The sequence below is a fragment of the Achromobacter aegrifaciens genome (assembly GCF_902859965.1).
Taxonomy (GTDB): Bacteria; Pseudomonadota; Gammaproteobacteria; order Burkholderiales; family Burkholderiaceae_B; genus Achromobacter; species Achromobacter aegrifaciens.
In genome coordinates this window covers 2,333,062-2,357,312 of the sequence record NZ_CADIKO010000001.1, presented here as the reverse complement: position 1 = coordinate 2,357,312, position 24,251 = coordinate 2,333,062, and the positions used below count along the sequence as shown (strand labels likewise).

General features: G+C 66.9%; 25 protein-coding genes and 1 tRNA gene. 12 read left to right on the top strand and 14 right to left on the bottom strand.

Annotation, left to right across the window (positions count from 1 at the left end):
• Window positions 1-24 precede the first annotated feature (24 nt).
• Entirely contained in the window at window positions 25-420 is a 396-nt protein-coding gene (locus HV793_RS10985; RefSeq protein ID WP_082401333.1) for a GtrA family protein, read from the top strand.
• On the opposite strand, the gene HV793_RS10980 is transcribed toward HV793_RS10985, so the two are convergent.
• Window positions 380-1,957: an ArnT family glycosyltransferase gene (locus HV793_RS10980; protein WP_119450684.1), complete on the bottom strand. Its 1,578-nt coding sequence runs from the start codon at window positions 1,955-1,957 to the stop codon at window positions 380-382. The two genes, HV793_RS10985 and HV793_RS10980, sit on opposite strands and share 41 nt — an antisense overlap.
• 1 nt (window position 1,958) lies before the next feature.
• Window positions 1,959-3,011 carry a glycosyltransferase family 2 protein gene (locus tag HV793_RS10975; RefSeq protein WP_119450685.1) on the bottom strand — a complete coding sequence of 351 codons (1,053 nt, stop codon included), beginning with the start codon at window positions 3,009-3,011 and terminating at the stop codon, window positions 1,959-1,961.
• 257 nt (window positions 3,012-3,268) lie between these two features.
• Here HV793_RS10975 and HV793_RS10970 point away from each other — a divergent pair, with 257 nt between their 5' ends.
• The 5 genes from HV793_RS10970 to HV793_RS10950 all read left to right on the top strand — a co-directional run bounded on the left by HV793_RS10970 (window position 3,269) and on the right by HV793_RS10950 (window position 7,440).
• The gene (locus HV793_RS10970; RefSeq protein WP_175213178.1) at window positions 3,269-3,766 is read left to right on the top strand and encodes a GNAT family N-acetyltransferase; all 498 of its coding nucleotides are present in this window, start codon (window positions 3,269-3,271) and stop codon (window positions 3,764-3,766) included.
• A 185-nt stretch (window positions 3,767-3,951) separates the two neighbouring features.
• The gene (gene gltS, locus HV793_RS10965) at window positions 3,952-5,160 is read left to right on the top strand and encodes a sodium/glutamate symporter (RefSeq protein ID WP_054458457.1); all 1,209 of its coding nucleotides are present in this window, start codon (window positions 3,952-3,954) and stop codon (window positions 5,158-5,160) included.
• A complete protein-coding gene (locus tag HV793_RS10960; RefSeq protein WP_054458455.1) occupies window positions 5,157-6,662 on the top strand; it encodes a TAXI family TRAP transporter solute-binding subunit in 1,506 nt (501 codons plus the stop codon). Before gltS ends, HV793_RS10960 begins: the two co-directional genes overlap by 4 nt.
• Before the next feature lie 42 nt (window positions 6,663-6,704).
• The gene (locus HV793_RS10955) at window positions 6,705-6,971 is read left to right on the top strand and encodes a hypothetical protein (protein ID WP_054458453.1); all 267 of its coding nucleotides are present in this window, start codon (window positions 6,705-6,707) and stop codon (window positions 6,969-6,971) included.
• A gap of 4 nt (window positions 6,972-6,975) precedes the next feature.
• On the top strand, window positions 6,976-7,440 hold the full coding sequence (locus HV793_RS10950) for a YaiI/YqxD family protein (protein WP_054458451.1): 465 nt from the start codon (window positions 6,976-6,978) through the stop codon (window positions 7,438-7,440).
• 24 nt (window positions 7,441-7,464) lie between these two features.
• Here HV793_RS10950 and HV793_RS10945 read toward each other — a convergent pair whose 3' ends face one another.
• Window positions 7,465-7,632: a hypothetical protein gene (locus HV793_RS10945; RefSeq protein ID WP_042796365.1), complete on the bottom strand. Its 168-nt coding sequence runs from the start codon at window positions 7,630-7,632 to the stop codon at window positions 7,465-7,467.
• A 102-nt stretch (window positions 7,633-7,734) separates the two neighbouring features.
• Here HV793_RS10945 and HV793_RS10940 point away from each other — a divergent pair, with 102 nt between their 5' ends.
• Window positions 7,735-7,896, top strand: a complete 162-nt coding sequence (locus tag HV793_RS10940) for a hypothetical protein (RefSeq protein ID WP_156337472.1) — start codon at window positions 7,735-7,737, stop codon at window positions 7,894-7,896.
• A 55-nt stretch (window positions 7,897-7,951) separates the two neighbouring features.
• Here the strand turns inward: HV793_RS10940 and HV793_RS10935 are convergent.
• The 6 genes from HV793_RS10935 to HV793_RS10910 form a co-directional block, all read right to left on the bottom strand.
• Window positions 7,952-8,026 (bottom strand) — tRNA-Val (locus HV793_RS10935).
• Between the two features lie 60 nt (window positions 8,027-8,086).
• Complete coding sequence (dnaQ, locus tag HV793_RS10930; RefSeq protein ID WP_054458449.1) at window positions 8,087-8,809, bottom strand: DNA polymerase III subunit epsilon; 723 nt, start codon at window positions 8,807-8,809, stop codon at window positions 8,087-8,089.
• A 3-nt stretch (window positions 8,810-8,812) separates the two neighbouring features.
• Window positions 8,813-11,929 (bottom strand): efflux RND transporter permease subunit, encoded by a 3,117-nt coding sequence (locus tag HV793_RS10925; protein ID WP_175213116.1) that lies wholly within the window; start codon window positions 11,927-11,929, stop codon window positions 8,813-8,815.
• Between the two features lie 33 nt (window positions 11,930-11,962).
• A complete protein-coding gene (locus tag HV793_RS10920) occupies window positions 11,963-13,051 on the bottom strand; it encodes an efflux RND transporter periplasmic adaptor subunit (RefSeq protein WP_054458445.1) in 1,089 nt (362 codons plus the stop codon).
• Between the two features lie 180 nt (window positions 13,052-13,231).
• Window positions 13,232-13,693 (bottom strand): ribonuclease HI, encoded by a 462-nt coding sequence (rnhA, locus tag HV793_RS10915; protein WP_054458443.1) that lies wholly within the window; start codon window positions 13,691-13,693, stop codon window positions 13,232-13,234.
• A 67-nt stretch (window positions 13,694-13,760) separates the two neighbouring features.
• On the bottom strand, window positions 13,761-14,534 hold the full coding sequence (locus HV793_RS10910) for a class I SAM-dependent methyltransferase (protein ID WP_054458442.1): 774 nt from the start codon (window positions 14,532-14,534) through the stop codon (window positions 13,761-13,763).
• A 20-nt stretch (window positions 14,535-14,554) separates the two neighbouring features.
• Between HV793_RS10910 and gloB the strand changes: the two genes are divergently transcribed.
• Window positions 14,555-15,376, top strand: coding sequence for a hydroxyacylglutathione hydrolase (gene gloB / locus HV793_RS10905; RefSeq protein WP_054458440.1), 822 nt, complete (start codon window positions 14,555-14,557; stop codon window positions 15,374-15,376).
• A 7-nt stretch (window positions 15,377-15,383) separates the two neighbouring features.
• A complete protein-coding gene (locus tag HV793_RS10900; protein ID WP_054458438.1) occupies window positions 15,384-16,802 on the top strand; it encodes a transglycosylase SLT domain-containing protein in 1,419 nt (472 codons plus the stop codon).
• 65 nt (window positions 16,803-16,867) lie between these two features.
• Here the strand turns inward: HV793_RS10900 and HV793_RS10895 are convergent, their stop codons facing one another.
• Both HV793_RS10895 and HV793_RS10890 read right to left on the bottom strand, forming a co-directional pair.
• Window positions 16,868-17,800 (bottom strand): pyridoxal-phosphate dependent enzyme, encoded by a 933-nt coding sequence (locus tag HV793_RS10895; protein ID WP_175213115.1) that lies wholly within the window; start codon window positions 17,798-17,800, stop codon window positions 16,868-16,870.
• A gap of 25 nt (window positions 17,801-17,825) precedes the next feature.
• Entirely contained in the window at window positions 17,826-18,899 is a 1,074-nt protein-coding gene (locus HV793_RS10890) for a succinylglutamate desuccinylase/aspartoacylase family protein (RefSeq protein WP_175213114.1), read from the bottom strand.
• Between the two features lie 106 nt (window positions 18,900-19,005).
• On the opposite strand from HV793_RS10890, the gene HV793_RS10885 reads away from it, so the two are divergent.
• Window positions 19,006-19,890 (top strand): LysR family transcriptional regulator, encoded by an 885-nt coding sequence (locus HV793_RS10885; RefSeq protein WP_175181741.1) that lies wholly within the window; start codon window positions 19,006-19,008, stop codon window positions 19,888-19,890.
• A gap of 117 nt (window positions 19,891-20,007) precedes the next feature.
• Window positions 20,008-20,793 carry an enoyl-ACP reductase FabI gene (fabI, locus tag HV793_RS10880; protein WP_013391441.1) on the top strand — a complete coding sequence of 262 codons (786 nt, stop codon included), beginning with the start codon at window positions 20,008-20,010 and terminating at the stop codon, window positions 20,791-20,793.
• A 51-nt stretch (window positions 20,794-20,844) separates the two neighbouring features.
• Here fabI and HV793_RS10875 read toward each other — a convergent pair whose 3' ends face one another.
• Complete coding sequence (locus HV793_RS10875; protein ID WP_054458431.1) at window positions 20,845-21,243, bottom strand: OsmC family protein; 399 nt, start codon at window positions 21,241-21,243, stop codon at window positions 20,845-20,847.
• Between the two features lie 190 nt (window positions 21,244-21,433).
• On the opposite strand from HV793_RS10875, the gene HV793_RS10870 reads away from it, so the two are divergent.
• Window positions 21,434-22,117, top strand: coding sequence for a tellurite resistance TerB family protein (locus HV793_RS10870; RefSeq protein ID WP_054458430.1), 684 nt, complete (start codon window positions 21,434-21,436; stop codon window positions 22,115-22,117).
• 22 nt (window positions 22,118-22,139) lie between these two features.
• Here HV793_RS10870 and HV793_RS10865 read toward each other — a convergent pair whose 3' ends face one another.
• A complete protein-coding gene (locus HV793_RS10865; RefSeq protein WP_054458428.1) occupies window positions 22,140-23,126 on the bottom strand; it encodes a tripartite tricarboxylate transporter substrate binding protein in 987 nt (328 codons plus the stop codon).
• A 76-nt stretch (window positions 23,127-23,202) separates the two neighbouring features.
• A complete protein-coding gene (gene nadC / locus HV793_RS10860) occupies window positions 23,203-24,087 on the bottom strand; it encodes a carboxylating nicotinate-nucleotide diphosphorylase (protein ID WP_119450693.1) in 885 nt (294 codons plus the stop codon).
• Between the last annotated feature and the right edge of the window lie 164 nt (window positions 24,088-24,251).

Genomic DNA, 24,251 nt, shown 5'->3' with positions numbered 1-24,251 from the left:
GACTTCCTTATCTTCACGGCTTTCATGCGCGCCCTGCTGCAACAAGTAAGCACTTTCATTGCTGTCGGATGCGCGGCCGCAGCCACCCATTGGGCTGTCGCCGTGGGTTGCGTCGAACTCTTCCGCCTGCCGCCCCTGGCCGCCAACCTCGTGGGCTGGCTGATCGCCTTCGCAGTGTCCTTCGCCGGCCATTACCGGCTTACATTCCGACATTCCAAAACTCCCTGGACGGTAGCAGCGCGCCGTTTCTTCTTTGTGTCAGCCGCAGGCTTTCTCATCAACGAAGCCACCTACGCCTGGCTACTGCACAACACTGCCATCCGCTACGACATCCTGCTGGCGCTGATCCTGCTCGGGCTTGCCGTGGCGACTTTCATCGTCAGCCGGTTCTGGGCATTCCGCCACAAACCCGCTGCCTGAACGCCGCGTCCACGTCGACGCGCCACATCACGTACTTCACGCTGCTCACCACCGGCGCCAGCCCCTGCAGCGGCGGATAGGTGGGGTTGTCGGCCGCAGTGCCCCACACCCAGAAACGCGCGCCTTGCTCCGCCTGGCACAGACGCGCGGTGAACTCCGCGGGACTGAGCAATACCTCTCCGCCCGTCTCGGGATCGAACTGGGCGGCGTCGTACAACTCCTTGCGCCAGTTGTCGCGCACGGGGACCTCCGGGTTGCGCCAGTCGTCCACCACCCACGCAGGACGCGCCGCCCTTGCGTAGAGCGCCAGATCGAAGGGATAGGTGTGCAGCGAGACGAACGTATCGTCCGGCCGCGCCTGTTCCCGCACCACCCTGGCCAGCGGCTCCGCGCTGCCGCGCGCGTTGTTCGCCGCAATGCCCACCGCGATGACGCAGATGCCCGCCGCCAGGACCGCGCTCAGGCGCACCAGGCGAGTAGCACCCTCGGCATCGGCGCGCCTGGCCCCCTGGATCACTTCAGCCAGCAGAAAAGCCAGCGGCGCCAGCGCCGGCAGGACATAGCCCACGAGCTTGGACTGCGGCAGCGAAAAAAACACGAGCACGACGGCAAACCACACCAAAGCCAGGCGCCGCAGGCTGCGCGTAGGGCCCACCCAGAACGCCTGGCGCAATATGCCGCCGCCCCACAGCGACCAGGGCAGGCTGAGCCCGACAATCACCGGCAGATAAAACCAGAACGGCTGCGCATTGTTGAAGCCGCTGGCCGCGAAACGCTGGAAATGCTGATAGACGAAGAAGTAGTCGTAAAAACCGGGATAGCGCAGCTGCATCAGCAAGAACCACGGCGCCGCCACGGCGACGAACGCCAGCAGCGCAGGCGGCCAGCACAGCGCGGCCAGGCCGCGCCAGCGCCGCTCCCACAGCAGCCAGACCAGCAGGATCGCGCCCGGCAGCGCCAGGCCGATCAAGCCCTTGGCCAAGACCGCCAACGCCGCCAGCACGCCGGCCGCCACCGCCATCGCGCGCCATGCCTGCCCGCGCTCGACGCGCAGCGCCGTGTCCACGGCGGCCAGCACGCACAGCGTGATCAGGCCGGCAACCAGCATGTCCAGATTTGCGAACTGCGCGCCGCCATAGAAGAACGGCATGGTGGCGAGGACCAGCACCGTCAATGCGGCGGTCTCGGTATCTCGGTAGCGCCGCACGAAGCAATACAGGGCCGCCACGGCGCCCCACGCGGCCAGCCAGGAAGGCACCCGCGCCGCCCAGGGGTGCACGCCGAACACCGAGAAGGACAGCTCGGTCAGCCAGTAATAGAGCGGCGGCTTGTGGAAGTACGGCATGCCGTCCAGCAAGGGCACCGCATGCGAGCCGCTGCGCAGCATGTCCCAGGCCACGCCTGCATAGCGCCCTTCATCGGGCAGGGTCAGGGGCCTGATCCAGGCCAGGAAGGCAAGCCACGCGCCTATCGCAAGCAGGAAGCGTCCTGCCGGCGGGGTCCAGTCGGAACGCCGCCAGAAAGTCGTGGCGGACATGTCAGCCCAGGCCTTTGCCCGGCCGGGAAGCCTGGCCCTGCCGGCGGCGCACGACGAAGAGCGGCCGTCCCTTCACTTCATCGAAGATGCGGGACACGTACTCGCCCACCACGCCCAAGGAAATCAAATTTACGCCGGCAAAGAACAGCACCGCCGTCACGATGGTCGTCCAACCGGAGACCTGGTTGCCGAAGAACAGGTACTCGCCGACCAGATAGGCCGCGTAGCTCAGCGCCAGCATGGCGAAGGCCACGCCGACCAGGCTGACCAGACGCAGCGGCCAGGTGGTGAAGGCGGTCAGGCCATCCAGCGCCAGCCGGAATAAGCGCATGCTGCCGAAGCGGCTGTCGCCGTGCATGCGTTCCTCGGGGGTATAGGCCAGGGCCTCGCCCTTGAAGCCGACCCAGGCGTACAAGCCCTTCATGAAACGGGTGCGTTCGGGCAGCGCGATCAGCGCGTCCACCACGCTGCGGTCCATCAGGCGGAAGTCGCCCGCGTGCGCCGGCACATCCACGCCGCGCGCGCCGCTCAACAGCTTGTAGAACCAGCGCGCGCCGGTGCGCTTGGCCCAGGATTCGTCGGCGCGGGTCTCGCGCACCGCGTAGACCATTTCGGCGCCGGCGGCCCAGCGCGCCAGCATCTGTTCGATCAAAGCAGGGGGATGCTGCAGATCGGCGTCCAGGCAGATCACGGCATTGCCGGTGGCGGCTTCCAGGCCGGCGCTGATCGCGGCTTCCTTGCCGAAGTTGCGCGACAGCTGCACGTAGCGGAAACCGTCGTGTTCGGTCCATTCGGCCATCAGCGCTTCCGTTCCGTCCGTGCTGCCGTCATCGGCCACGATGATCTCCCAGCTGGTGCAAAGCGCCTCCAGGCGGTTGCGCAGCAAAGGCAGCAGGACCCGCAGGTTTTCGCATTCGTTCAGGCAGGGAATCACGCAAGTCACGCAGGCGTCATACGGTACGGGCGCCTCGGCCGCCGGCCATACCGCTTCCAGAGGATACGATTTGGTCAACACTTGCGGGACGGCGGATTCGGACCGGAATTGGATGTGCATGGCTCTAGACTCGGAATGCAGGACTATGGCGAGCAGTATGCGAAGGGTGTCGTTGAATTTTCATAAAATGCGGCGCGCCCGACGATCCGGCAATCCAGGGCGAATTCTAGGGAGCCCCTCCCTGAAAACAATAAAGTCCCGTGAACCTATGTCCCCAATTTGTGAAGCCCTGTAAAGCCTGAGGCCGTCCGTGCATCGGTAAAATGCGCCCGAGTTTTTTGTTTTCGCAGGTTGTCATGCAATATCAAATCCGGCTCATGCGGGCCAGCGACGTGGACGCCATCCTGGCTCTCCAGACCCTGGCCTACCCCGGTTTCCTGCTGGAAAGCGCGGATTTCTTCCAGAATCGCCTGGCGCTCGCCCCCGCGCACTGCTGGGTGGCGCAGCCCGCGGCCAGCTCCGATGCGCTGCTGGGCTACCTGATCTCCTATCCCTGGGATGCGGGACTGCCGCCCGCCCTGGACGTCGCGCTCGCGACGCTGCCGGCCGCGGCCGACCACTGGTTCCTGCACGACTGCGCCGTGGCGCCCTCGGCGCAAGGGCTGGGCGTGGGCCAGGCGCTACTGCGCGCCGCCGCCCGCAGCGCGCATGAGGGCGGCTTGCACCGCGCGAGCCTGGTGTCACTGGAATCCGCCGTGGGTTATTGGCAGCGCCACGGCTACCTGCCGGTCAGCGCAGACAGCGCCGACCTGACCGAAAAACTGGCTGGCTACGGGCCGCGCGCGCAATACATGTCGCGCGCATTTCCGCTCTAGCCGCCCCGGCCGCGGCTGCCTGCGCCGCGGCTTTCCGCCCGCCCGGCTTCGCGCCGCGCGCCGCCCCCCTGCCCCCATGTACACCGCCCGCGCGGCGGACGTAACATAAGCCTCAGTCCGTGAGAGGCGGCAGGGTTCAAACAGCCAGAAAGTTCACCGTGCCCTGACAGGGCGCAAAGGTACCTATGATCTCGCTTACGCCCGTTCAATCACTGCTGGCATGCTGCCTCGTCCTGGTCATCGGACGCGTGCTCACCACCAGGATCGGCTTCCTCGCCCGCTACAGCATTCCGGACCCCATCGTCGGCGGCCTCCTGTTCGCCGTACTGGCCTACCTGCTGGCGACCTGGGGCGGCGTGTCCGTCTCGCTGGAAACCAGCATCAAGCCGACCTTGCTGCTGCTGTTCTTCGGCAGCATCGGCCTGACCGCCAACCTCAAGCTGCTGGCCAAGGGCGGCCCCAGGCTGATTGCCTTCCTGCTGGCCCTGATCCCGTTCCTGGTGCTGCAGAACGCCGTCGGGCTGGGCATGGCCTGGCTGCTGGACATGCATCCGCTGATGGGCCTTTTGGGCGGCACGATCACGCTGGTGGGCGGGCATGGCACGGGCGCGGCCTATGCCACGCGCTTCGCCGACTTCAACAACATCCAGGACGTGATGGCGCTGGCGATGACCGCCGCCACCCTGGGGCTGGTGCTGGGCGGCGTGGTGGGCGGGCCGGTGGCCGAATGGCTGATGCGGCGCCACAAGCTGGCCGGCAGCCTGGACCACGCGCCCGGCGACGGCCACGAGCCTGCGGACCTGACGGAAAACGCACCCGCGTCCTCTGCAGGCTCCTACATCGTGTCCCTGACCGCCGCCCTGGTCTGCCTGGTGGTCGGCGGCTACCTGGCCGCCCTGGTCGAGGACGCCCCGGTCAGCCTGCCGAATTTCCTGTGGTGCCTGGCCACGGGCGTACTGATCCGCAACGGCGGCGAAAAGCTGGGTCTGAAGCTGGACGACCGCGCCACCGAAATCATCGGCACCATCTCGCTGTCGCTGTTCCTGGGCATGACGATGATGACGCTGGACCTGTCCAGCGTGGCGCGCCTGGCCGGCCCGCTGGCCCTGATGCTGGCGGTGCAGACCCTGGTGTGCGCGCTGTATGCCGCCTGGGTCGTGTTCCGCATGCTCAAGCGCGACTACGAAGCAGCCATCATGTCGGCCGCCTTCTGCGGCTTCGCGCTGGGCGCGACCGCCACCGCCATCGCCAATATGCAGGCGCTGACGCGGCGCCACGGCCCGGCGCCGGAAGCGTTCATCGTCGTGCCGGTCACCGGCGCCTTCCTGGTCGACATCCTCAACGTGATCGTGCTGACCTCGCTGATCTCCTTGCCGTTCGTGGGAGGCATGTGACCATGCTCAAACGTCTTGTCATTCTGAGCTTCTGCCTGCTGCTGGCGGCCTGCGGCCGCGCGCCCGACACCGACGCCCTGCGCGCCGACGTGGAACGCAGCCTGGCCACCGCCTACGGCGCGGATTTGTTCCGCATCGCCGAGATCAAGCGCATGGGCTCGGCCTCGGACAGCAGCGCCCCGGCGGGCGAAACCCGCCGCGTGGTCTATTACGACGTCGAACTGGACCTGGCGCGCAACATCACCCTGGGCGCCTGGGACCAGCCCGGCGCCGCCGCGCTGGTCACGCTGCTGGGCGCAGGTCCGCGCAGCATCAGCGGCGTGAAATCCGGCGGCAACCAGGCCGGCGACCGCATCGTCGCGCACGCCAGCGCCATCTACCGCCAGGAAGGCGACACCTGGAAGCTGGTGACCCCGGCCGGCTTCAAGGCGGCCGAGGCGCCCAACCTGGACACCGGCGCGCCGCCTCCCGTCACGCGCCAGCTGCTGGACACGCTGGACCAGATCACCCATTCGGTTTCCTACAGCGCCTCCAGCACCGCGCAGCACGTAGTGCAGCAGGAACTGGAACGCTCCGTGGCGCGCATCAACGGCCGGCTGGCCCGCATGCAACAGGGCTATCCGCTCGCCGGCGGTCCGGACCGCGGCGAGTATGTGGCGTTCGCGCGCGCCCTGAGCGACGTCGCTCGCAAGCAGCAGATCCGGGTCTCGCCGCTGATCACGGGCGGCGGCGCCGAGAACATCGCGCTGTTGCGCAGCGGCGACGCGGTGGTGGGGCTGGCCCAGGCCGACACGGCGCGGCTCGCCTATGACGGCAAGGGGCCGTTCGCCGGCCAGGGGCCTTTCACCGGTCTGCGCGCCCTGGGCAGCCTGTATCCGGAACTGGTCCATATCGTGGTCCGCGACGACGCCGCCCTGCGCGGCGTACGCGATCTCAAGGGCAAGACCATCGCCCTCGGACCGGAAGGCTCGGCGGTGCGCGCCACGCTGGAAACCGTGCTGGCCGCGCACGGCCTGCAAGCCGGCCGCGACTACACCGTGGCCGATACGCCCTTCACAGAGTCCCTGCCTGCGCTGAACTCCGGCAAGGTCGACGCCGCCGCCCAGGTCATCGGCGTGCCCGCCACGCCCTTGCGCGATGCGCTGACCCAGGCGCGACTGAAGCTGCTGCCGCTGGACCCTGCCGCCATCAAGACGCTGACCGGGGCCGAGGACAACGCGCTGATGCCGCTGGACATCGCCGCCGGCACCTACCCCAACCAGACGGAGCCTATCTCCACCGTGGGCATGGCGGCGCTGCTGCTCACCACCGCGGACCTGACCCGGGACGAGGCCCTGGTGATCGTGCGCGCGGTCTATGTGACCGGGCAGGACCTGCTGGCCGCGGGCTCGGCCCAGGGCGCTCAGGTGGGCCTGGCGACCGCCCGCCGCGGCCTGACCGTGCCGCTGCACGACGGCGCCCAGGAAGGGCTGGCCAAGCTTGAACAGGCCAAGCCGCAATAAAGCCGGTTGCGCTTATGATTGCGCTCCCTACCAGGAATCTCCATGAATAAATTCGATCTGCAGAAAAACCAGGCCCTGAAGCTGGCCGGCCAGCTCAAGCAAGCCTCCACCCCGGACCGCTTCGGCACCGCCTCGCAAGTGCCCGACCGCCGCGAACAGCGCAAGCTGGACCAGGCCGCCGGCCTGGTGCCGTTCCCGCTGAAGCTGTCGCAAGCCCACGCCGACAAGCTGCGCGCCCTGGCGGCCGAACGCGGCGTGTCCACCAACGACATCGTGGCCGAAGTGCTGCAAAACGCGCTGGACAAGTAAGCGCATGCACATCTGGGTCGATGCGGACGCCTGCCCCGCAGTCATCAAGGACATCCTGTTCCGCGCTGCCCAGCGCTGGCAGCTGCCGCTGACGCTGGTGGCCAACCAGATGCTCTACACCCCGCCCTCGCCGCTGATCCGCGCGGTGCAAGTGCCGCGCGGCTTCGACGTCGCCGACGCCCACATCGCCGAGCGCGCATCCGAGGGCGACCTGGTGATCACCGGCGACATCCCGCTGGCCGCGCAAGTCCTGGAGAAAGGCGCAATGGCCCTGAACCCGCGCGGCGAACGCTATACGCCGGAAACGATCCGGGAGCGGCTGGCGCTGCGGGACATGATGGAAGAGCTGCGGGCCAGCGGCGTGGATACCGGCGGCCCGGCCGCATTCAGCCAGGCCGACCGCAAGGCCTTCGCAAACCAGCTGGACACGCTACTGGCGCGCGCGGCGCGCAAGACGCAGCAGGGCTGAAGTCCGGCCGGCCGCGGCTGGCGGTCAATAGAAGGTGATGTAGGCCTTGTAGATGATCGTGCCCAGGGCCGTGATCAGGCCTATGCCCATCAGCCCCATGCCGAGATTGCGGTCGCGCAGCCCGAAGCCGATCAGCATGAGCGCCACCCCGGCGCCGATAATGATCAACATGGTAGTGGTGTGCTCGGACATGACCTTCTCCTGTTCGCCTACGCCTGGCCCCACGGGCCAAAGCCTTTGTTATCCATGATAGTCAGGCTTGCATGCGACGCGGCTCAATCGATGAGAGTCCGCTTGCGTCAAATCAAGCTAAGCGTAATGAAAGGGACGGTTCAGCGCAATGGCTTGCTCGCAATGGGCAAGGCGTCCGGGCTTGAAGGCGGAATCATGTTCGATGCGCACAAAACAAAAAAGCCAACCTCGCGGTTGGCTTTCTTTGCTTTGCGTCTTTTTTAACCTTGGTACGCCGACAACGATAAGCCTGGGGCTTACGTCATCTTCCAAGGGTCTTTGGTGGGTAGTACTGGGTTCGAACCAGTGACCCCTGCCGTGTGAAGGCAGTGCTCTACCACTGAGCTAACCACCCCGAAAGAGGCGAAATATTAGCACGTTTTTTTGGACGTGTGCAAGTCGCCTCGAAAAAACTTTATGCGGCCGCCACCGGCGCGTCGATCTTGCGCCAGGTGCACTCCCCGCCCACGGACTTGTCCAGGGCCGCGAGATAGTTTTCGTGTTCGGCCAGTTCCGCCTCGCTGGCCTTGATCACGGGCAGGCCCGAAGCGTCGAAGCGGGCCAGCTCGATGCCATTGCCGCCGCCGCTGGCGCTGTCGTCCACGTCGATCAGCAGCGCGTCCTGGCCGCGGGTCATGGCCAGCCAGACTTCCGCCAGCAACTGCGCGTCCAGCAATGCGCCGTGCAGGGTGCGGTGGGCGTTGGAGATGCCGAAGCGGTCACACAGCGCATCCAGCGAATTGCGCTTGCCCGGGAACAGCGAACGCGCATGCAACAGCGAATCCGTGACCGTCTCGCAGTACTCGGTGACCGCGCCGCGCCCGGTCTTGGCGAGTTCGGCGTTGAAGAACTTGACGTCGAACGCGGCGTTGTGCGCGATCAGCTCGGCGCCCTGGATGAACTTGACGAATTCGTCCGCGACATCGGCGAAGCGTGGCTTGTCCGACAGGAACTCCGTGGTCAGGCCGTGCACGGCCAAGGCCTCGGGGTCGCTGTCGCGGTCCGGGTTCAAGTAGATGTGCAGGTTGTTGCCGGTGGCCATCCGGTTGACCATTTCCACGCAGCCGATCTCGACGATGCGATGGCCCTGGGCAGGGTCCAGTCCGGTGGTTTCACTGTCAAAGATGATCTGGCGCATAACTTATTCCGACGCTTGGGCAGGCGCGGCGGGCTGCGCGTGCGGCGCCCGAGCGGGGTCCGGGTGATGCGCTGCGCTGCCGGCCTGGCCGGGTTTCTTGCGTGCGGTGGCGATCAAGGTATAGGCCACCGGCACGACGAACAAGGTCAGTAGTGTACCCAGCATCAGCCCGCCCACCAGGACCCAGCCGATCTGCTGGCGCGATTCCGCCCCCGCGCCCGTGGACAAGGCCAGCGGCACGGTGCCCAGCACCATGGCGCCGGTGGTCATCAGGATGGGGCGCAGGCGCAGCACGCTGGCTTCGACCACGGCCTCGAACAACTCCTTGCCCTCGTCGCGCAGCTGGTTGGTGAATTCGACGATCAGGATGCCGTGCTTGGTGATCAGCCCCACCAACGTGATCAGGCCGATCTGGCTGTAGATGGACAAGGTGCCGCCGGTCAGCCACAGCGCCAGCAGCGCGCCGGTCATGGACAGCGGGACCGACAGCATGATGATGAAGGGATTGCGCCAGCTTTCGAACTGCGCGGCCAGCACCAGGTAGATGAAGGCCAGCGCCATGGCGAAGACCAGATAGATGCTGCCGGAGGAATCGCGGAACTCGCGCGATTGGCCATCCAGGTCGGTCACGATGGTGTTGGGCAGCACGTCGCGCGCCACCTGGTGCATGTGCGTCAGGACTTCGCCCAGCGCGTAGCCGGGCGCCACCGCGCCGTCGATCTTCACGGCGCGCAGGCGGTTGAAGTGGTTCAGCGATTGCGGCGACACGCCCTCGTGCACGCCCAGCAGATTGTCCAGCTGCACCATGCTGCCGTCGCGCGCCCGCACGTAGATGCCCGAGATATCGGTGGGATTGGCGCGGTCGCGCGGCGTCACCTGCACGATCACGTCGTACTGTTCGCCTTCGTCCTTGTAGCGCGTGACCTGGCGGCCGCCCAGCATGGATTCCAGGGTGCGGCCCACGGTATCCACATTGGCGCCCACGTCGGCCATCTTGTCGCGGTCCACGCGCACCCGCAGCTCGGGCGTATTCAGGCGCAGGTCGGTATCCAGGTTGATCAGGCCGGGATACTTGCGCAGCTCGGCCAGGAACACCTCGGTCAGGCGTGACAGCTCGGCGTAGGACGCCTGGCTCATGATGATGAACTCAACCGGCTTGGAACGCGCCGACTGGCCCAGCGACGGCGGATTGGTCGGGAACGCGCGCACCCCGGGCAGCGAGGCGAATTGCGGCTGCAGCTGCTGCGTGATGGCCTGCTGCTTGCGGCTGCGCTCTTCCCAGGGTTTCAGGCGCAGGATGGCGGTGCCGTCCGTCACGGTGGGGAAGCCCACAGTCACCTGGCTGCCGCTGGCCTCCGGAATGTCGGAGTAGAACTTTTCGATGCCCAGCATGCTTTCCAGCGTGTAGTTCAGCGTCGCCCCTTCAGGCGAGCTGACGATGCCAAACACCACGCCGCGATCCTCGATGGGCGCCAGCTCGCTCTTGACGACCTTGAACAGCACGCCGCTCGCGGCCGCGACCGCCAGGCCGATGGCCACCACCACCCAACGGTGACGCAGGGCCAGCGCCAGCGCGCGCCGGTAGCCGTTGCTCATGCCGTTGAGCCAGCCTTCGATCAGGTTGTACCAGCGGCTGTGGCTGCTCTGGTGGCGCAGCAGCACCGAACACATCATGGGCGTGAGCGTCAGCGCCACGAAACCGGACACCAGCACGGCGCCGGCCAGCGCCAGCGCGAATTCGATGAACAGCCGCCCGGTGCGGCCCGTGGCGAAAGCCAGCGGCGCGTACACGGTGACCAGCGTCATGGTCATGGCGACCACCGCGAAGCCGATCTCGCGCGAACCGCGCAGCGCGGCCTCCTTGCGCGGCATGCCCTCTTCGATGTGGCGGAAGATGTTCTCCAGCACCACGATCGCGTCGTCCACCACCAGGCCGATGGCCAGCACCATGGCCAGCAGCGTCAGCGTGTTGATGGAAAAACCGAACAGGTACATCAGCGCACAGGCGCCCACCAGCGACACCGGAATGGTGACGATGGGGATGATGCTTGCTCGCAGGTTGCGCAGGAAGAAGAAGATCACCAGCACCACCAGGACGATGGCTTCGCCGATGGTGTGGAACACGGAGTCGATGGAGCGTTCGATGAACACCGACGAGTCATACGCGATGTTCAGCTTCATGCCGGCCGGCAGGTTCTCGTTCAGGCGCGCCACTTCCTCGCGCGCCGCCTTGGACAGTTCCAGCGGGTTGGCGGTGGACTGGCGCGTCACGCCGATGTTGATGGCGGGCTTGCCGTTGAAGCGCGACAGCACGCGGTCGCTGGCGGCGGCGATCTCCACATTGGCCACGTCGCGCATGCGGACCGGATAGCCTTTGACGTTGGCGACGATCACGTTCTCGAACTGGGCCGGCGTCTGCAGGTCGGTGGAAGACACCACCGAGAACTCGCGGGCGCGCGACTCGATGCGGCCGGCCGGAATCTCGACGTTCTGGCTGCGCAGCGCGGCCTCCACGTCCTGCACGGTCAGGCCGTAGGCGGCGAGCTTGTCGCGGTCCACGTAGATGCGCATGGACGGCAGGCGTTCGCCGAAGACGCGCACCTCGGCCGCGCCGGGCAGCACCGACAGGCGGGTCTTGATGTAGCGGTTGATGTAGTCCGAGGTCTGGATCGCGGAGTACGAACCGGACTCGACCGCGATGTAGATGATGGGCTGGGAATCGGCCTCGACCTTGCCGATGATGGGCTCGTCGATCTCGTCGGGCAGGAAGCGGCGGGCGCGCGAAACCTTGTCGCGGACTTCCGCGGCCGCGGCGTCCGGATTGCGGGACAGGTTGAACTTGATGTTGATGAGGCTGCGTTCCGAGCGGCTGCGCGAGGTCATCACGTCCACGCCCTCGATGCCGGCCAGCTGGTCTTCCAGCGGCTTTGTCACCTGCGATTCGATCACCTCGGGCGAGGCGCCCTTGTAGGTGGTGTCCACCGACACGATGGGCTCGTCGATCTTCGGATACTCGCGCACGGTCAGGCGCGAATACGAAATCAGGCCGATCAGCACGATGATCAGCGACAGGACCGATGCGAACACCGGCCGCTTGATGCAGGTTTCCGAGATACGCATTGCGCTACCGCCACATAGGGAAAAAAGCCGGCGTCACGCGCCGTTGGCCAGGACGGTCACCGCGGCGCCGTCTGTCACGCGCTGCAGGCCCGACACCACCAGCCGGTCGCCCGCCGCCACGCCGGTCAGGATTTCGACGCGGCCCTCGCGGCGCTCGCCGATGGTGACCTCGCGCCGCTCGGCCACGCCATCCTTGACGCGGTAGACGTATTGCGTCGCGCCCGAGGGCGACAGCGCGGCTTCCGGCGCGACCAGCGCCTTGTCCTGGTTGAACTGCAGCTGCACGCGGGCGAACATGCCCGGACGCAGCACCGCATCCTTGTTGGGGACCGTGGCGCGCAGCAGGATGGAGCGTCCGCCCGCGTCGACCAGCGGGCTGACCGCGTAGACCACGCCCTGGCGCTCCTGGCCGGGCAGCGCGTCCATGCGCAGCGTCAATTGCTGGCCCACGCCCACCTTGCTCAAATACATTTCAGGGACGCGGAAATCCACCTTGAGCGGATCGATCGCCTCCAGCGGGGCCAGGTCCTGGCCCTGGTTGACGTAGTCGCCCACCGACACGCTGCGCAGGCCCGCGATGCCGCCAAACGGCGCCGAGATCGTCATCTTGTCCAGGCGCGCCTGCGCCAGCGCCACGGCGGCTTCCTGCACCTTCAGGGTGCTGGCGGATTCGTCGCGCGCCTGCTGGCTGACGAAACCCTTGCCCTGCAGCTCCACCGAGCGCCGGTAGTGGCTTTGCGCCAGCGTCAGGTTGGCGCGCGCCTGGGCCAGCTCGGCGCGCGGCACGGAATCGTCCAGCCGGATCAGCACGTCGCCGCGCTTGACCGGCTGGCCTTCCTTGAAATCGATCGACTGGATGCGGCCCGCGACCTCTGGTCGCAGCACCACGGACTCGTCGGAGCGCAGGCTGCCCACGGCCGAGATGCCGCGCGCGAAAGGAATCTCTTCAACGGCGGCCACTTCGACCCGAACGGGCGCAACGCGCGTCACGAGGGGCGCCTCGACGGCGCCGGGTTGTGGACTGACGGTTCCGAAGGCGAGCCAGCGCGGCACAAAAACGCCGAGCGCGGCCCCCGCGGCCAACCCTGCCGCTACGGCGGCGAGCAGTACTGCTTTTTTCATGCGCGAATGTGGCGGTATTGCGGCGCGGGCCTGGCATGCCCCCACGCGGACTGCGCCGCAGGAACTGGAATGAGGGTTGGCACTTTAGCACCCGGATTTACATACTGGAACAATCCTGAAGCCGGATGAAAGAACTAAATCCGCCCCAGAGGGCGGATTTGAGGGTATATCCCGATGCCCTCAGCCCCGGCGGGCCGATTCCACGCCCATGTTGGCCAACTGGTCGGCCCGTTCGTTGCCGGGATCGCCGGCATGGCCGCGCACCCAGCGCCAGGACACGGTATGGCGCTGCACCTGTTCGTCCAGCAGTTGCCACAGCTCGGCGTTCTTGACCGGCTTCTTGTCGGCCGTCATCCAGCCGCGCCGCTTCCAGTTGGCGAGCCACTCGGTCATGCCCTTCATTACATATTGGGAGTCCGTATGGATGATGACCGTGCACGGGCGCTTGAGCGCGCGCAGGCCCTGGATGACTGCCAGCAGTTCCATCCGGTTGTTGGTGGTCTGGAGTTCGCCGCCATGCAGGGTCTTTTCATGGCTGCCGGCGCGCATCAGCACGCCCCAGCCGCCCGGACCGGGGTTGCCCTTGCAGGCGCCGTCGGTCCACATTTCCACTTTCTGCTCGTTCGCTTTGTCGTCCTGCATGGTGCTGCTTGGTATTCCTTGCTAAAAAAAGTCCCAAAAATTGGCCCCGCGGCGCGGGACTGGGGCCTCAGGAGCCGTCGTCCGCGTGGCGGTTGACCACCACGGACGCGGCGCGGGCGCGTTTGGGCTTGGCCTTCTTCCAGGCCGGGCCAATGATACGCATGCCGGCCACCCGCTTGACGGCCGACACCAGATAGACCGCGCCGCCCACGCTCCACCAGCGGGCGCCCGCCGACTCCAGGAAGGACCAGCGCTGCAGCCACTTTTCGCTGCGGCAGGCCGGGGCGTAGCAGCCGAAGTGGCTGGCCTCGACCTCGAGCGACAGCAGCTTGAACCAGTCCTTCAGGCGCGGCAAGGACACCTGGGATGACGGCGGCTGCGGCAGCCAGGGTTCCATGCCGGGCATGCGCGTGCGCATGCCCCACATGCTCCAGGGATTGAAGCCCGAGATCACGACCCGCCCTTCGGGCACCAGCACGCGTTCGACCTCGCGCAGCACGTTGTGGGGATCGTCCGCGCACTCAAAGGCATGCGGCAGGATCAGCAGGTCCACGCTCTGGGATTCGAACGGCAGGGCCTCGGGCTCGGCCAGCACCACCCGCGACTGCCAGGCTGCCGCGCTTTCCGCGGACGGGGTCTCGGCGCCCACGTAGCCCTTGAAGGGCATGCGGTTGGCGCGCAGCAGATTCATGTCCGCCAGACCCACCTGCCAGGCGTAATATCCGAACACGTCCGCGACAGCCGCATCGAACTGCGCCCGCTCCCAGGCCAGTACGTACTGTCCCGGCGGCGTCTGGAACCATTCGGCCAGTTCTACAATCGGCGGAGTATCTTCTGCCACGTTCTATTCCTTCGAATCCCATGCAAGCCTTGACCGCCCCCACAGGCGGCCGCGATCGCAACGCCGCGGTCTTGCCTCTACCCGCCTTCAACGACAACTACATCTGGGCCATCGTCCGCGGCGATGAAGCCGCCGTGGTCGATCCCGGCGACGCCGGCCCGGTGCTGCAATGGCTGGCCCAGAACGGCTTGAGACTGCGCGCCATTCTACTCACGCACCATCATGGCGACCATGTGGGCGGCGTACCGGAATTGTCCCGCATCGAGGGCATTACCGTATACGGCCCCGCGCATGAACAGCTGCCGCGCTGCGACGTGCGCCTGGCGCAGGGCGACCGCGTGGCGATCCCGGAACTGGACCTGGATCTGGCCGTGCTGGACGTGCCCGGGCACACCGCCGGCCATATCGCCTACTACGGCCGGGCGGCCGGTCAGGAGCCGGTTCTGTTCTGTGGCGACACCCTGTTTGCGGGGGGCTGCGGCCGTCTTTTCGAAGGCACTCCGGCGCAAATGCATGATTCTTTAGGGAAATTTGCTGTTTTACCGCCAGATACACAGGTTTTTTGCGCACACGAGTACACTCTAGCGAACTTGCGCTGGGCCTTGGCAGTCGATCCGGCCAACCGCAGCCTGCAACAGTGGCACCAGCAGGCCCAGCAATTACGAGCAGAAGGTCTTCCCACGCTTCCGTCCACCATCGGGCAGGAACGCGCGGCCAATCCGTTTTTGCGCACGCAAGAAGTTGAGGTCGTCCACGCCGCAGAGCGCTGGGCCGGCCGCAGCCACGCTACGCCGGTAGAGGTTTTTGCCTCCCTTCGTGAATGGAAGAACGATTTCAAGTGACAACCCGATGAATCTATCCCGACTCCTTCTGCCGCTCATGCTGGCAGTCCTCGCCGGTTGCGCAGGAACCAAAGCCCCCGATAGCAAGAACCTCACCACCAATTCGCAAGGGCGATACATCGCCCGCGACACGTCCCGGACGGTTGACCTGACCAACCCGCCCGCCGACGCCTGGGACCGCATCCGCCGCGGTTTCGCCATCCCCAACCTGAACACCGATCTCTCGCAGCAGTGGACCGAGTACTACGCGTCCCACCCCGAGTCGGTGCAGCGCATGGCGGAACGCGCAGGCAAATACCTGTACTTCATCGTCGACGAGATCAACCGTCGCGGCCTGCCGACAGAGCTGGCGCTGCTGCCCTTCGTCGAAAGCGCCTACAACCCGACCGCGCTGTCGCGCGCCCAGGCGTCCGGCCTGTGGCAGTTCGTGCCGGCCACGGGCCAGCACTTCAACCTGAAGCAGGACTGGTGGCGCGACGAGCGCCGCGACCCCATCGCCTCGACCAACGCGGCGCTGGATTACCTGGAAAAGCTGTTTGAAATGCAGGGCGACTGGTACCTGGCGCTGGCCTCGTACAACTGGGGCGAAGGCTCGGTGCAGCGCGCCATGGCCAAGAACGAGGCGGCCGGCCAGGGTACGGACTACCTGTCCCTGAACATGCCCGATGAAACCCGCAACTACGTGCCCAAGTTGCAGGCCATCAAGAACATCATCGCCGATCCGCAACGTTACGCGGTGGCCCTGCCCCCGGTGGGCAACACGCCCTACTTCGTGACGGTCCAGAAGAACAGCGACATCGACCTGGAAATCGCCGCCAAGCTGGCCGAAATGCCGCTGGACGAATTCAAGGCGCTGAACCCCTCGTTCAACCGTCCCGTGATCCGCGGCGACCACGGCCCCACCCTGCTGCTGCCGGCCGACCGCGTCGAGATCTTCAACGCCAACCTGACCAACTACAAGGGCGACCTCAGCGCCTGGAAGATCTACCATACGCGCCGCGGTGAATCCTACGCCTCGATCGCCAAGCGTTTCGGCGTGAGCGAAGCCACGCTGCGCCAGACCAACGACATCGGTTCGCGCCAGAAATCCGCCTCCGGCCAATCCCTGCTGGTGCCGGGCGAACCCGGCACGGGCGGCGTGCAGCTGGCCTCGCTGGCCACGCCGGTGGGCGCGCTGGACTCGACACCGTCGGACAACAAGGCCGCCGCCCCGCGCGGCCGCACCACCCAGGCGCCGGCCGCCCGCGTGGCCAGCGCCCGCCCCAATGTCCGCACCCACAAGGTGCGCCAGGGCGACACGCTGTTCTCGCTGGCCAAGCAGTACGGCACCTCGGTCGACGCGCTGCGCGCGCTCAACAACATCAAGGGCAGCGCCCTGAAGGTCGGCTCGCAACTGCGCGTGCCGGGCACCAACGCCCGCGGCTGATCGGCGCTTGCATGAAAAAGGCGCGTCCCGCGGGACGCGCCTTTTTTATGTCCATCCGCCACCCGCTACCGCGGCTGCGCCGCGAACTGCGTACTCCATTGCGCCAGCTGGCCCGCCGTTACGCCCACGCCGCCGCACAGGATCACCGCCACCGATCGGGCGTTCTTCAGGAACTCCGAACCGCCGTCCAGCGCCGCAATCGAGGCGCCGCAGGCGGGCTCGACCAGGATGCGGTGCTCCAGCAGCACGTCCTCGCAGGCTGCCACCGCGGCGGCATCCGATACCACCACGCTCTCGATGGGATGCTCCTTCGCCAGCTCTAGCGCGCGGTCGCAGACCTGCCGCGCGCCCAATGAGGTCGCAATGGACCGGATCTCGGGCAACAGCACCGGCGCCCCCGCGCCCAGGGCCTGGGCATAGGAGTCGGCGCCGGCCGTCTCGGCCGCAATCACCGGCACTTCCGCCCAGCCATTGCGCCGCAGGCCTTCGACCACGCCGCATAGCAGCCCGCCGCCGCCGACCGAGCAGATGACCGCATCCGGCCGCCCGCCCTGCCGGGCCAGCTCGTCGATCATGGTCGCGTGCCCCTCCCACAGCAAAGGGTCGTCGAAGGGATGCAGGAACGCATCCGCCTCGGTCATGAGTTCCAGCGCGTGGGCATTGGCCTCTATCCAGGAGGCGCCATGCACGATGACCTCCGCCCCTTCGGAGTGGATCAGGCTCTTGGCGCGCTCCGAGGTCGTGGCGGGCACCACCACGGTCACCGGCGTGGCCAGCATGCGGCCGGCGTAGGCCACCGCATAACCGGCGTTGCCGCCGGACGAAGAGATGAAGCGCCGGGCGCCGCGGGATTTGTAGATCTGGCAGGCGTGGCCTATGCCGCGAGCCTTGAACGAGCCGCTGGGCTGCAGCGCCTCCATCTTCAGGCGCACGTCCTTGCCGCTGCGCAGGGAGAAGGCGCGGGATGCGAGCGCCGGGGTTTCGATATGGATTGCCATGTTCCGTTCTTCAAAAATGGGTGAATCAGGCCGCGCTGGCCACGACGCAGCAGACGTTGCCGGGCACGACGATGCCGGGATGGCGCTTGGCGAAGATGACGCCACTGGTCCCGTAAACCAGCTCGACCGGCGCGCGGCGCGGATCGAATGTCTGGTGGATGCGGCCCGCGGGCTGGCCGGCCTCGACGGCTTCGCCATGCCGATGGTAAGCCTCGAACACACCGCGTTCGGAGGCGATGACGTAGGACTTCGCGCCGCTGACCTTGCACAGGGGCGCTGGCTGCGCCGCCAGCGGCTGGGCGTAAGCCTGGTCCAGCACGCCCCAATGCGCCAGCACGCGCAGCGCGCCGGCGCGGCACAGCGCGAGCGCACTGTCCGTCACCGTGCCGCGTCCCGCCATCTCGGTGCTGACACAGGTAAGCCCCGCCGCCACGGCCGTGGCGACGCTGGTGCGGGTATCGCCCAGCGTATCCAGCATCACGTTGAACGGCGCGCCGAAGGCCATTACGGCATCGATGTTGCGCTGGGTCTGCCCGGCGTCTTGCGACGGCTGGACCAGCGCGCTGGGAATGATGTCCAGCGACGAACCGCCGGAATGCAGACTCAGGAACGCGTCGCCGCGCGAGAACAGCTCGTCGCTGACGTAGGCGGCGATCTGTTCCGTGATGCTGCCCGCATGGTCGCCGGGAAACGTGCGGTTCAGGTTCTTGCCGTCCAGCGGCGAGGTACGCAGGCCGGCTTCCGCTGCCGGCGCGTTGAGCGCGGGCATGACGATCAGGCGCCCCCGAATGCGGTCCAGCGGCAGGTCGCGGATGAATTCGCCCAGCACGATCTGGCCTTCGTACTCGTCGCCGTGGTTGCCGGCTTCCAGGATGACGGTGGGGCCGTCGCCATTGGCCAGCGCCGCCATGGGTATGCGCACCGTGCCCCAGGCGTCTTCGTGCGGCGACTGCGGGATGTGCAGGAAGCCCGCCTGGCGTCCAGGCGCGTCGAGATCGATGTCGGTGAAGGCCGTCGCGCAGTGCGGGTTGCGTGCCGGCAGGTGCGCGACCCGCCGGTCACGCAATAACGGCGACTCGCGGAATGTCGGTTTCGTCATAGACCTTTTGGGTATACGTTATGGGGTTAAATCCGAAAATATAGGTATTTGACTGACCAGCAACAAATACTTTTGATGCTTGCTACATATGCCCGGGAGGCATGGCATGGAATTGAGACAGTTGCGCTACTTCGCAGCGGTGTGCGCAGCCGGCAGCGTGGCCGGCGCGGCGAAGGCGTTGCATATCGCCCAGCCCGCCCTGTCGCGCCAGATGATGGCGCTGGAAGAGGAATTCGGCGCGCAACTGTTGGTCCGGTTGCCGCGCGGCGTGGCGCTCACGCGCGCCGGCGAAGCGCTGCTCGCCCACGCGAAACTGATGCTGGCGGGTTCCGAAACCCTGCGAGCGCAGGTGGCGCTGGCGGCCAATGGCAAGGCAGGCTCGCTGAAGATCGGCATCATGCCCGGCTACAGCTGGCTGCCCGGCCTGGGACAGGCGATCGCGGCCCTGTCGCGCGCCTCGCCCGATACCGATGTACAGCTGGAATCCGGCCTGTCGGCCTGGCAGCTCGATGCGATCAAACGCCACGAGCTGGACGCGGGCGTCGTCGCCTGGCGCTCTCCGCTCGATGGCGAAGTGGAGGGAATGAAGATCTATGAAGACCGCATGCTGCTCGCCATGCCCGCGGCGGTGGCGCGCAACGTCGGCAAGATCCGCACGCTCAAGGACCTGGCGGGCCAGAAGTTCATCCTGTTCCCGCGCGCCGGATCGCCCTCGCACTATGACGCGCTGGTGCGCATCTTGAAGGCCGCCGGCATTCCGTTGACGCGCCCGGCCGCCGTGGCGACCGATCTTCCCACCATCCTCGGCCTGGTGTCGGCCGGCCTGGGCTGCGCCATCATTCCCGCCTCGTTCCGGCTGCATGGTCCGGCCGGCGTGGTCTTCAAGGAAATCGGCGGCATAGACCTGACGTTCGATCTGGAGTTGGTCTGGCGCGCCGACCAGCGCGATCCCTTGCTCGCCAGTTTCGTGCGCCTGTTTCCGCCGCTCTGAAAACCGTCCTAAAGGCTCATGCCGGTCGGATCCGTCCCAGGGATTTTCATATCGCGAAACCGCGCAAACTCCTTAAAATAGGCGGATTCCAGAGGGAAAAAATCAAAGGATAGAAATATGGGCTTTCTCGCCGGCAAGCGCATCCTGGTCACCGGGGTGCTTTCCAACCGATCCATCGCCTACGGCATCGCGCGCGCCTGTCACCAGCAAGGCGCCGAACTGGCGTTCACCTACGTGGGCGACCGCTTCAAGGACCGCGTAGGCGAATTCGCAGCTGAATTCGGCAGCAAGATCGTGCTGCCCTGCGATGTGGCCGAAGACAGCCAGATCGAAGGCGCCTTCGCCGAACTCGGCCAACACTGGGACGGCCTGGACGGCCTGGTGCACTCCATCGGTTTCGCCCCGCGCGAAGCCATCGCCGGCAACTTCCTCGACGGCCTGTCGCGTGAAGGTTTCCGCATCGCGCATGACATCTCGGCCTACAGCTTCGCCGCCATGGCCAAAGCCGCGCTGCCGCTGATGGAAGGCCGCAACGGCTCGGTGCTGACGCTGACCTACCTGGGCGCCGAACGCGTGGTTCCGAACTACAACACCATGGGCCTGGCCAAGGCCTCGCTGGAAGCCAGCGTGCGTTACCTGGCCACGGCGCTGGGCCCGCGCGGCATCCGCGCCAACGGCATTTCCGCCGGCCCCATCAAGACGCTGGCCGCCAGCGGCATCAAGGACTTCTCGGCCATCCTGAAGTTCGTGGAAGCCCAGGCTCCCCTGCGTCGCAACGTCACCATCGAAGACGTGGGCAACGTCGCCGCCTTCATGCTGTCGGACCTGGCCGCCGGCGTGACGGGCGAGATCACCCACGTGGATGCCGGTTTCTCGACCATCGTCCCGGGCATGGAAGACTGAATCCACCCGCGGCGGGGCCGCCGCCGGCCCCTGCCGCCGCAACCGGCCCCATCAGGCCGGCTGCACCACCACGGTGGACACCTGCACGTCCACCGCCGTCATCAGCTTGTGCACCGGGCACTTCTCGGCCACCGCCAGCAGTTCGTCGATCTGCGCGTCGGACAGCTCGCCGTTCAGCGTCAGCTTGGCCGTCAGGCGGTAGATCCCCTTGCGCTCCTCGCTGGCGTCGCGCACCACTTCCACGCCCACCGATTCCAGCGGCAGGCCCTTGCGCTGCGCGTAGACCATCAAGGTCATGGCCTTGCAGCCACCCAGGGCGGTGTCGAAGTAGTCGTGGGGGTCGGGGCCGGCGCCGGCAGGCTGGGGCATGTCCAGCGGCAGATCGTGGCCTTCGGCCGTGGCGGTGAATTGCAGCGTGTTGGGCGCATTCTGGCTCACGCGGATGCTCATGGGTCCTGTCTCCTGGTAACGGGGTCCTGACGGGCAGCCGCCGCGGCCGCCCCAGACCACGTTGTATCACCTGGCGGGCGCTCCAAGGACGTCGCCCGCGCAAGCAACTGACTGTAAGCTGAACTTCTGCCTCCCGCTCCGGTCGGATATCTCTATCCGCAATACCTGAGCAAACTTTAAAGGGGGCCGCATGAGCGCCAGACAACTTCTCGATCAACTGCTGCAGTCCGGGCAAGGGCTGCTGTCGGACACCACCAATCGCGTGCAGAACGCCACGGGCGGCAAGGGTTCGTCCTTCCTGACCGGCCTGGGCGGCGGCGCGTTGGGCGCGGGCGCGCTCGGACTGCTGCTGGGAAGCAAGAAGGCCCGCAAGATCGGCGGCAAGGTTGCCATGTACGGCGGCATGGCGGCGCTGGGCGCCCTGGCCTATCGCGCCTATGGCGACTGGCAACGCAGCCAGGCTGGCGCGCCGGCCGCTCCCCCGCAGACGCTGGACCGCCTGCCCGCGCCCCAGGCCGAGCAGCACAGCACGGCGGTGCTGACCGCCATGATCGGCGCGGCCAAGGCCGACGGCCACATCGGCCCGGAAGAACGCGCGCTGCTCGAAACTGAACTATCCAAGCTGTCGTCGGACGCGCAAGACCGCCGCTGGCTTGAAGCCGAACTGTCGCGCCCCCTGGATCCGTCCGTCATCGCGCAAGCCGCGCAAACGCCGGAAATGGCGGCCGAGATGTACCTGGCCAGCCTGCTGGTGGTGGATGAGGAAAGCTATATGGAACGCGCCTATCTGGACGAACTGGCGCGCCAGCTCAAGTTGCAGCCGGGCCTGAAGGAACAGCTGGAACAGCACGCCCGGGCCGCCGCCGCGGCCTGATTCCGGCCGGCCTGCGCCCGGCTCAGTCGGCGCGCAAGCCGATCGCCTGCGTCAAGGCGGTGTAGCGGTCGATATCCGCGTCGATCATGGCCTGGAATTCACGCGGGGTGCTGCTGGCGGGCGTAAAGCCCTGTTCGCGCAGCGCCGCCTGCACCTCGGGGCGCTGGACGATCTTCGCCACTGCCGCATTCAACTTGGCCACAACCGCGGGCGGCGTGGCCGCCGGCGCCAGCAGGCCATGCCACTGGTCCAGCGCGTAGCCGGGCACGCCCTGCTCGGCCACCGTCGGCACCGACGGCAACAGCGGCGAGCGCGCCGGCGAGGTCACGGCCAGCGCCCGCAACTTGCCGGCCGCAATCAAAGGCGCGGCGCTGGACGCGGTGACCACGCCCATTCCAACCTGGCCGGCGGTCACGTCGGTGAGCGCCGGTCCGCAACCCTTGTAAGGCACGTGCTGCAAAGGTGCGCCGGTGGCGCGCGACAGCATCTCGCCGGCCAGGTGTTGCGGCGTGCCGTTGCCGCAGGACGCGAACGGCAGCGGGCGGTCCGGCGTGGCTGCGGCCAGCGCATCGTCCAGGCTGCGCCAGGGCGAAACCGCCGGCACCACATACACCGACGGCACGAAGGCCACGTTGATGACCGCCGCAAAATCCTGCTTGGGCGAGAAGCCCAGATTGCTGTAGACCCCCGGATTGATCGCGAAGGAACTGTTGACCATCAGCAGCGTATGGCCGTCGGCAGGCGCTTCGGCCACGGCGCGCGCGCCGATGTTGCCGCTGGCCCCAGGACGGTTTTCCACCACCACCGCCATGCCGAACTGCTCCTGCAGGCTGGCGCCGATGCGGCGCGCCAGCAGGTCGGTGCCGCCGCCCGGCGGAAACGTCACCACGATGGTGATGGGGTGCGAAGGATACGCGGCGTCCTTGGGCGCTTCGCCCGAGGGTGAATTGCCGCAGGCGGCCAGGGGCAAAACCAGGAATGCGAGGACAGAGCTAAGCAGGCGATTCATGATGCGGGCTTGCAAGCGTCCCTGCGCGGCATGCGCGCGGGGGCATGGGCAATGCCGGCCGGCGGCCGGCGGAAGGTCAGGCGTCCAGGCCAATGTCGAGCACCTTGGCGCTATGGGTGATCCAGCCCACCGCGATCTGGTCCACCCCGGTGGCCGCCACCGCCGCGGCGGTTTCGGGCGTGATGCGCCCCGAAGCCTCGGTGATGGCCCGGCCGCGCGCCATGGCCACGGCGCGGCGCAGATCGTCCAGGCTCATGTTGTCCAGCAGCACCACATCCACGCCCAGGGACAGCGCCGTTTCCAACTGCTCCAGCGTGTCCACTTCCAGTTCGATCTTGACCATGTGGCCGATGCCGGCGCGCGCCCGCTCGACCGCCGTCGCGACCCCGCCCGCCAGCGCGATGTGGTTGTCCTTGATCAGTACCGCGTCGTCCAGGCCGTGGCGGTGATTGCTGCCGCCGCCGACACGCACCGCGTACTTCTGCACGGCGCGCAGGCCCGGCATGGTCTTGCGGGTGCAGGTAACGCGGGCGCCGTAGCCTTCGATGGCGCGGGCGATGGACGCAGTGGCGCTGGCCACGCCGCTCAGATGGCACAGGAAGTTCAGCGCCACGCGCTCGGCCGTCAGCATGGCGCGGGCGTTACCGCTGATGCGGGCGATTTCCGCGCCTGGCTGCAATTCGCTGCCGTCGCGCAGCGCAACGTCGAACTTGATGCCCGGGTCCATGGCGCGAAACGCCAGGCGGGCCAGGTCCAACCCGGCCAGCACGCCTTCCTGCCGCGCGACCAGACGGGTCTGCGCCGTGGCGTCGGCGGGCACGATGGCGTCGGTGGTCAGGTCCCCGGCGCGTCCCAGGTCCTCGAGCAAGGCCGCGCGCACCAGCGGCTCCAGCATGACTTCCGGCAGAGGGGGAACGGGCAGTCGGGCGATGGTCATAGGCGCTTCGGCTTTAATGCTCATTTTGAGTATTTACCAGTTAAAAAAAGGCGCGCGGAGATTGCGCACCACTTATGCTAGAGACGAGCATAAGGCTTGTCAAGCGTCAGCCATTTTCCGTCCAGTTTGAAATAGCTTGTGTGATCGATTAAATTTTAATCACTGTGATTATTTCGAGATCATTAGCG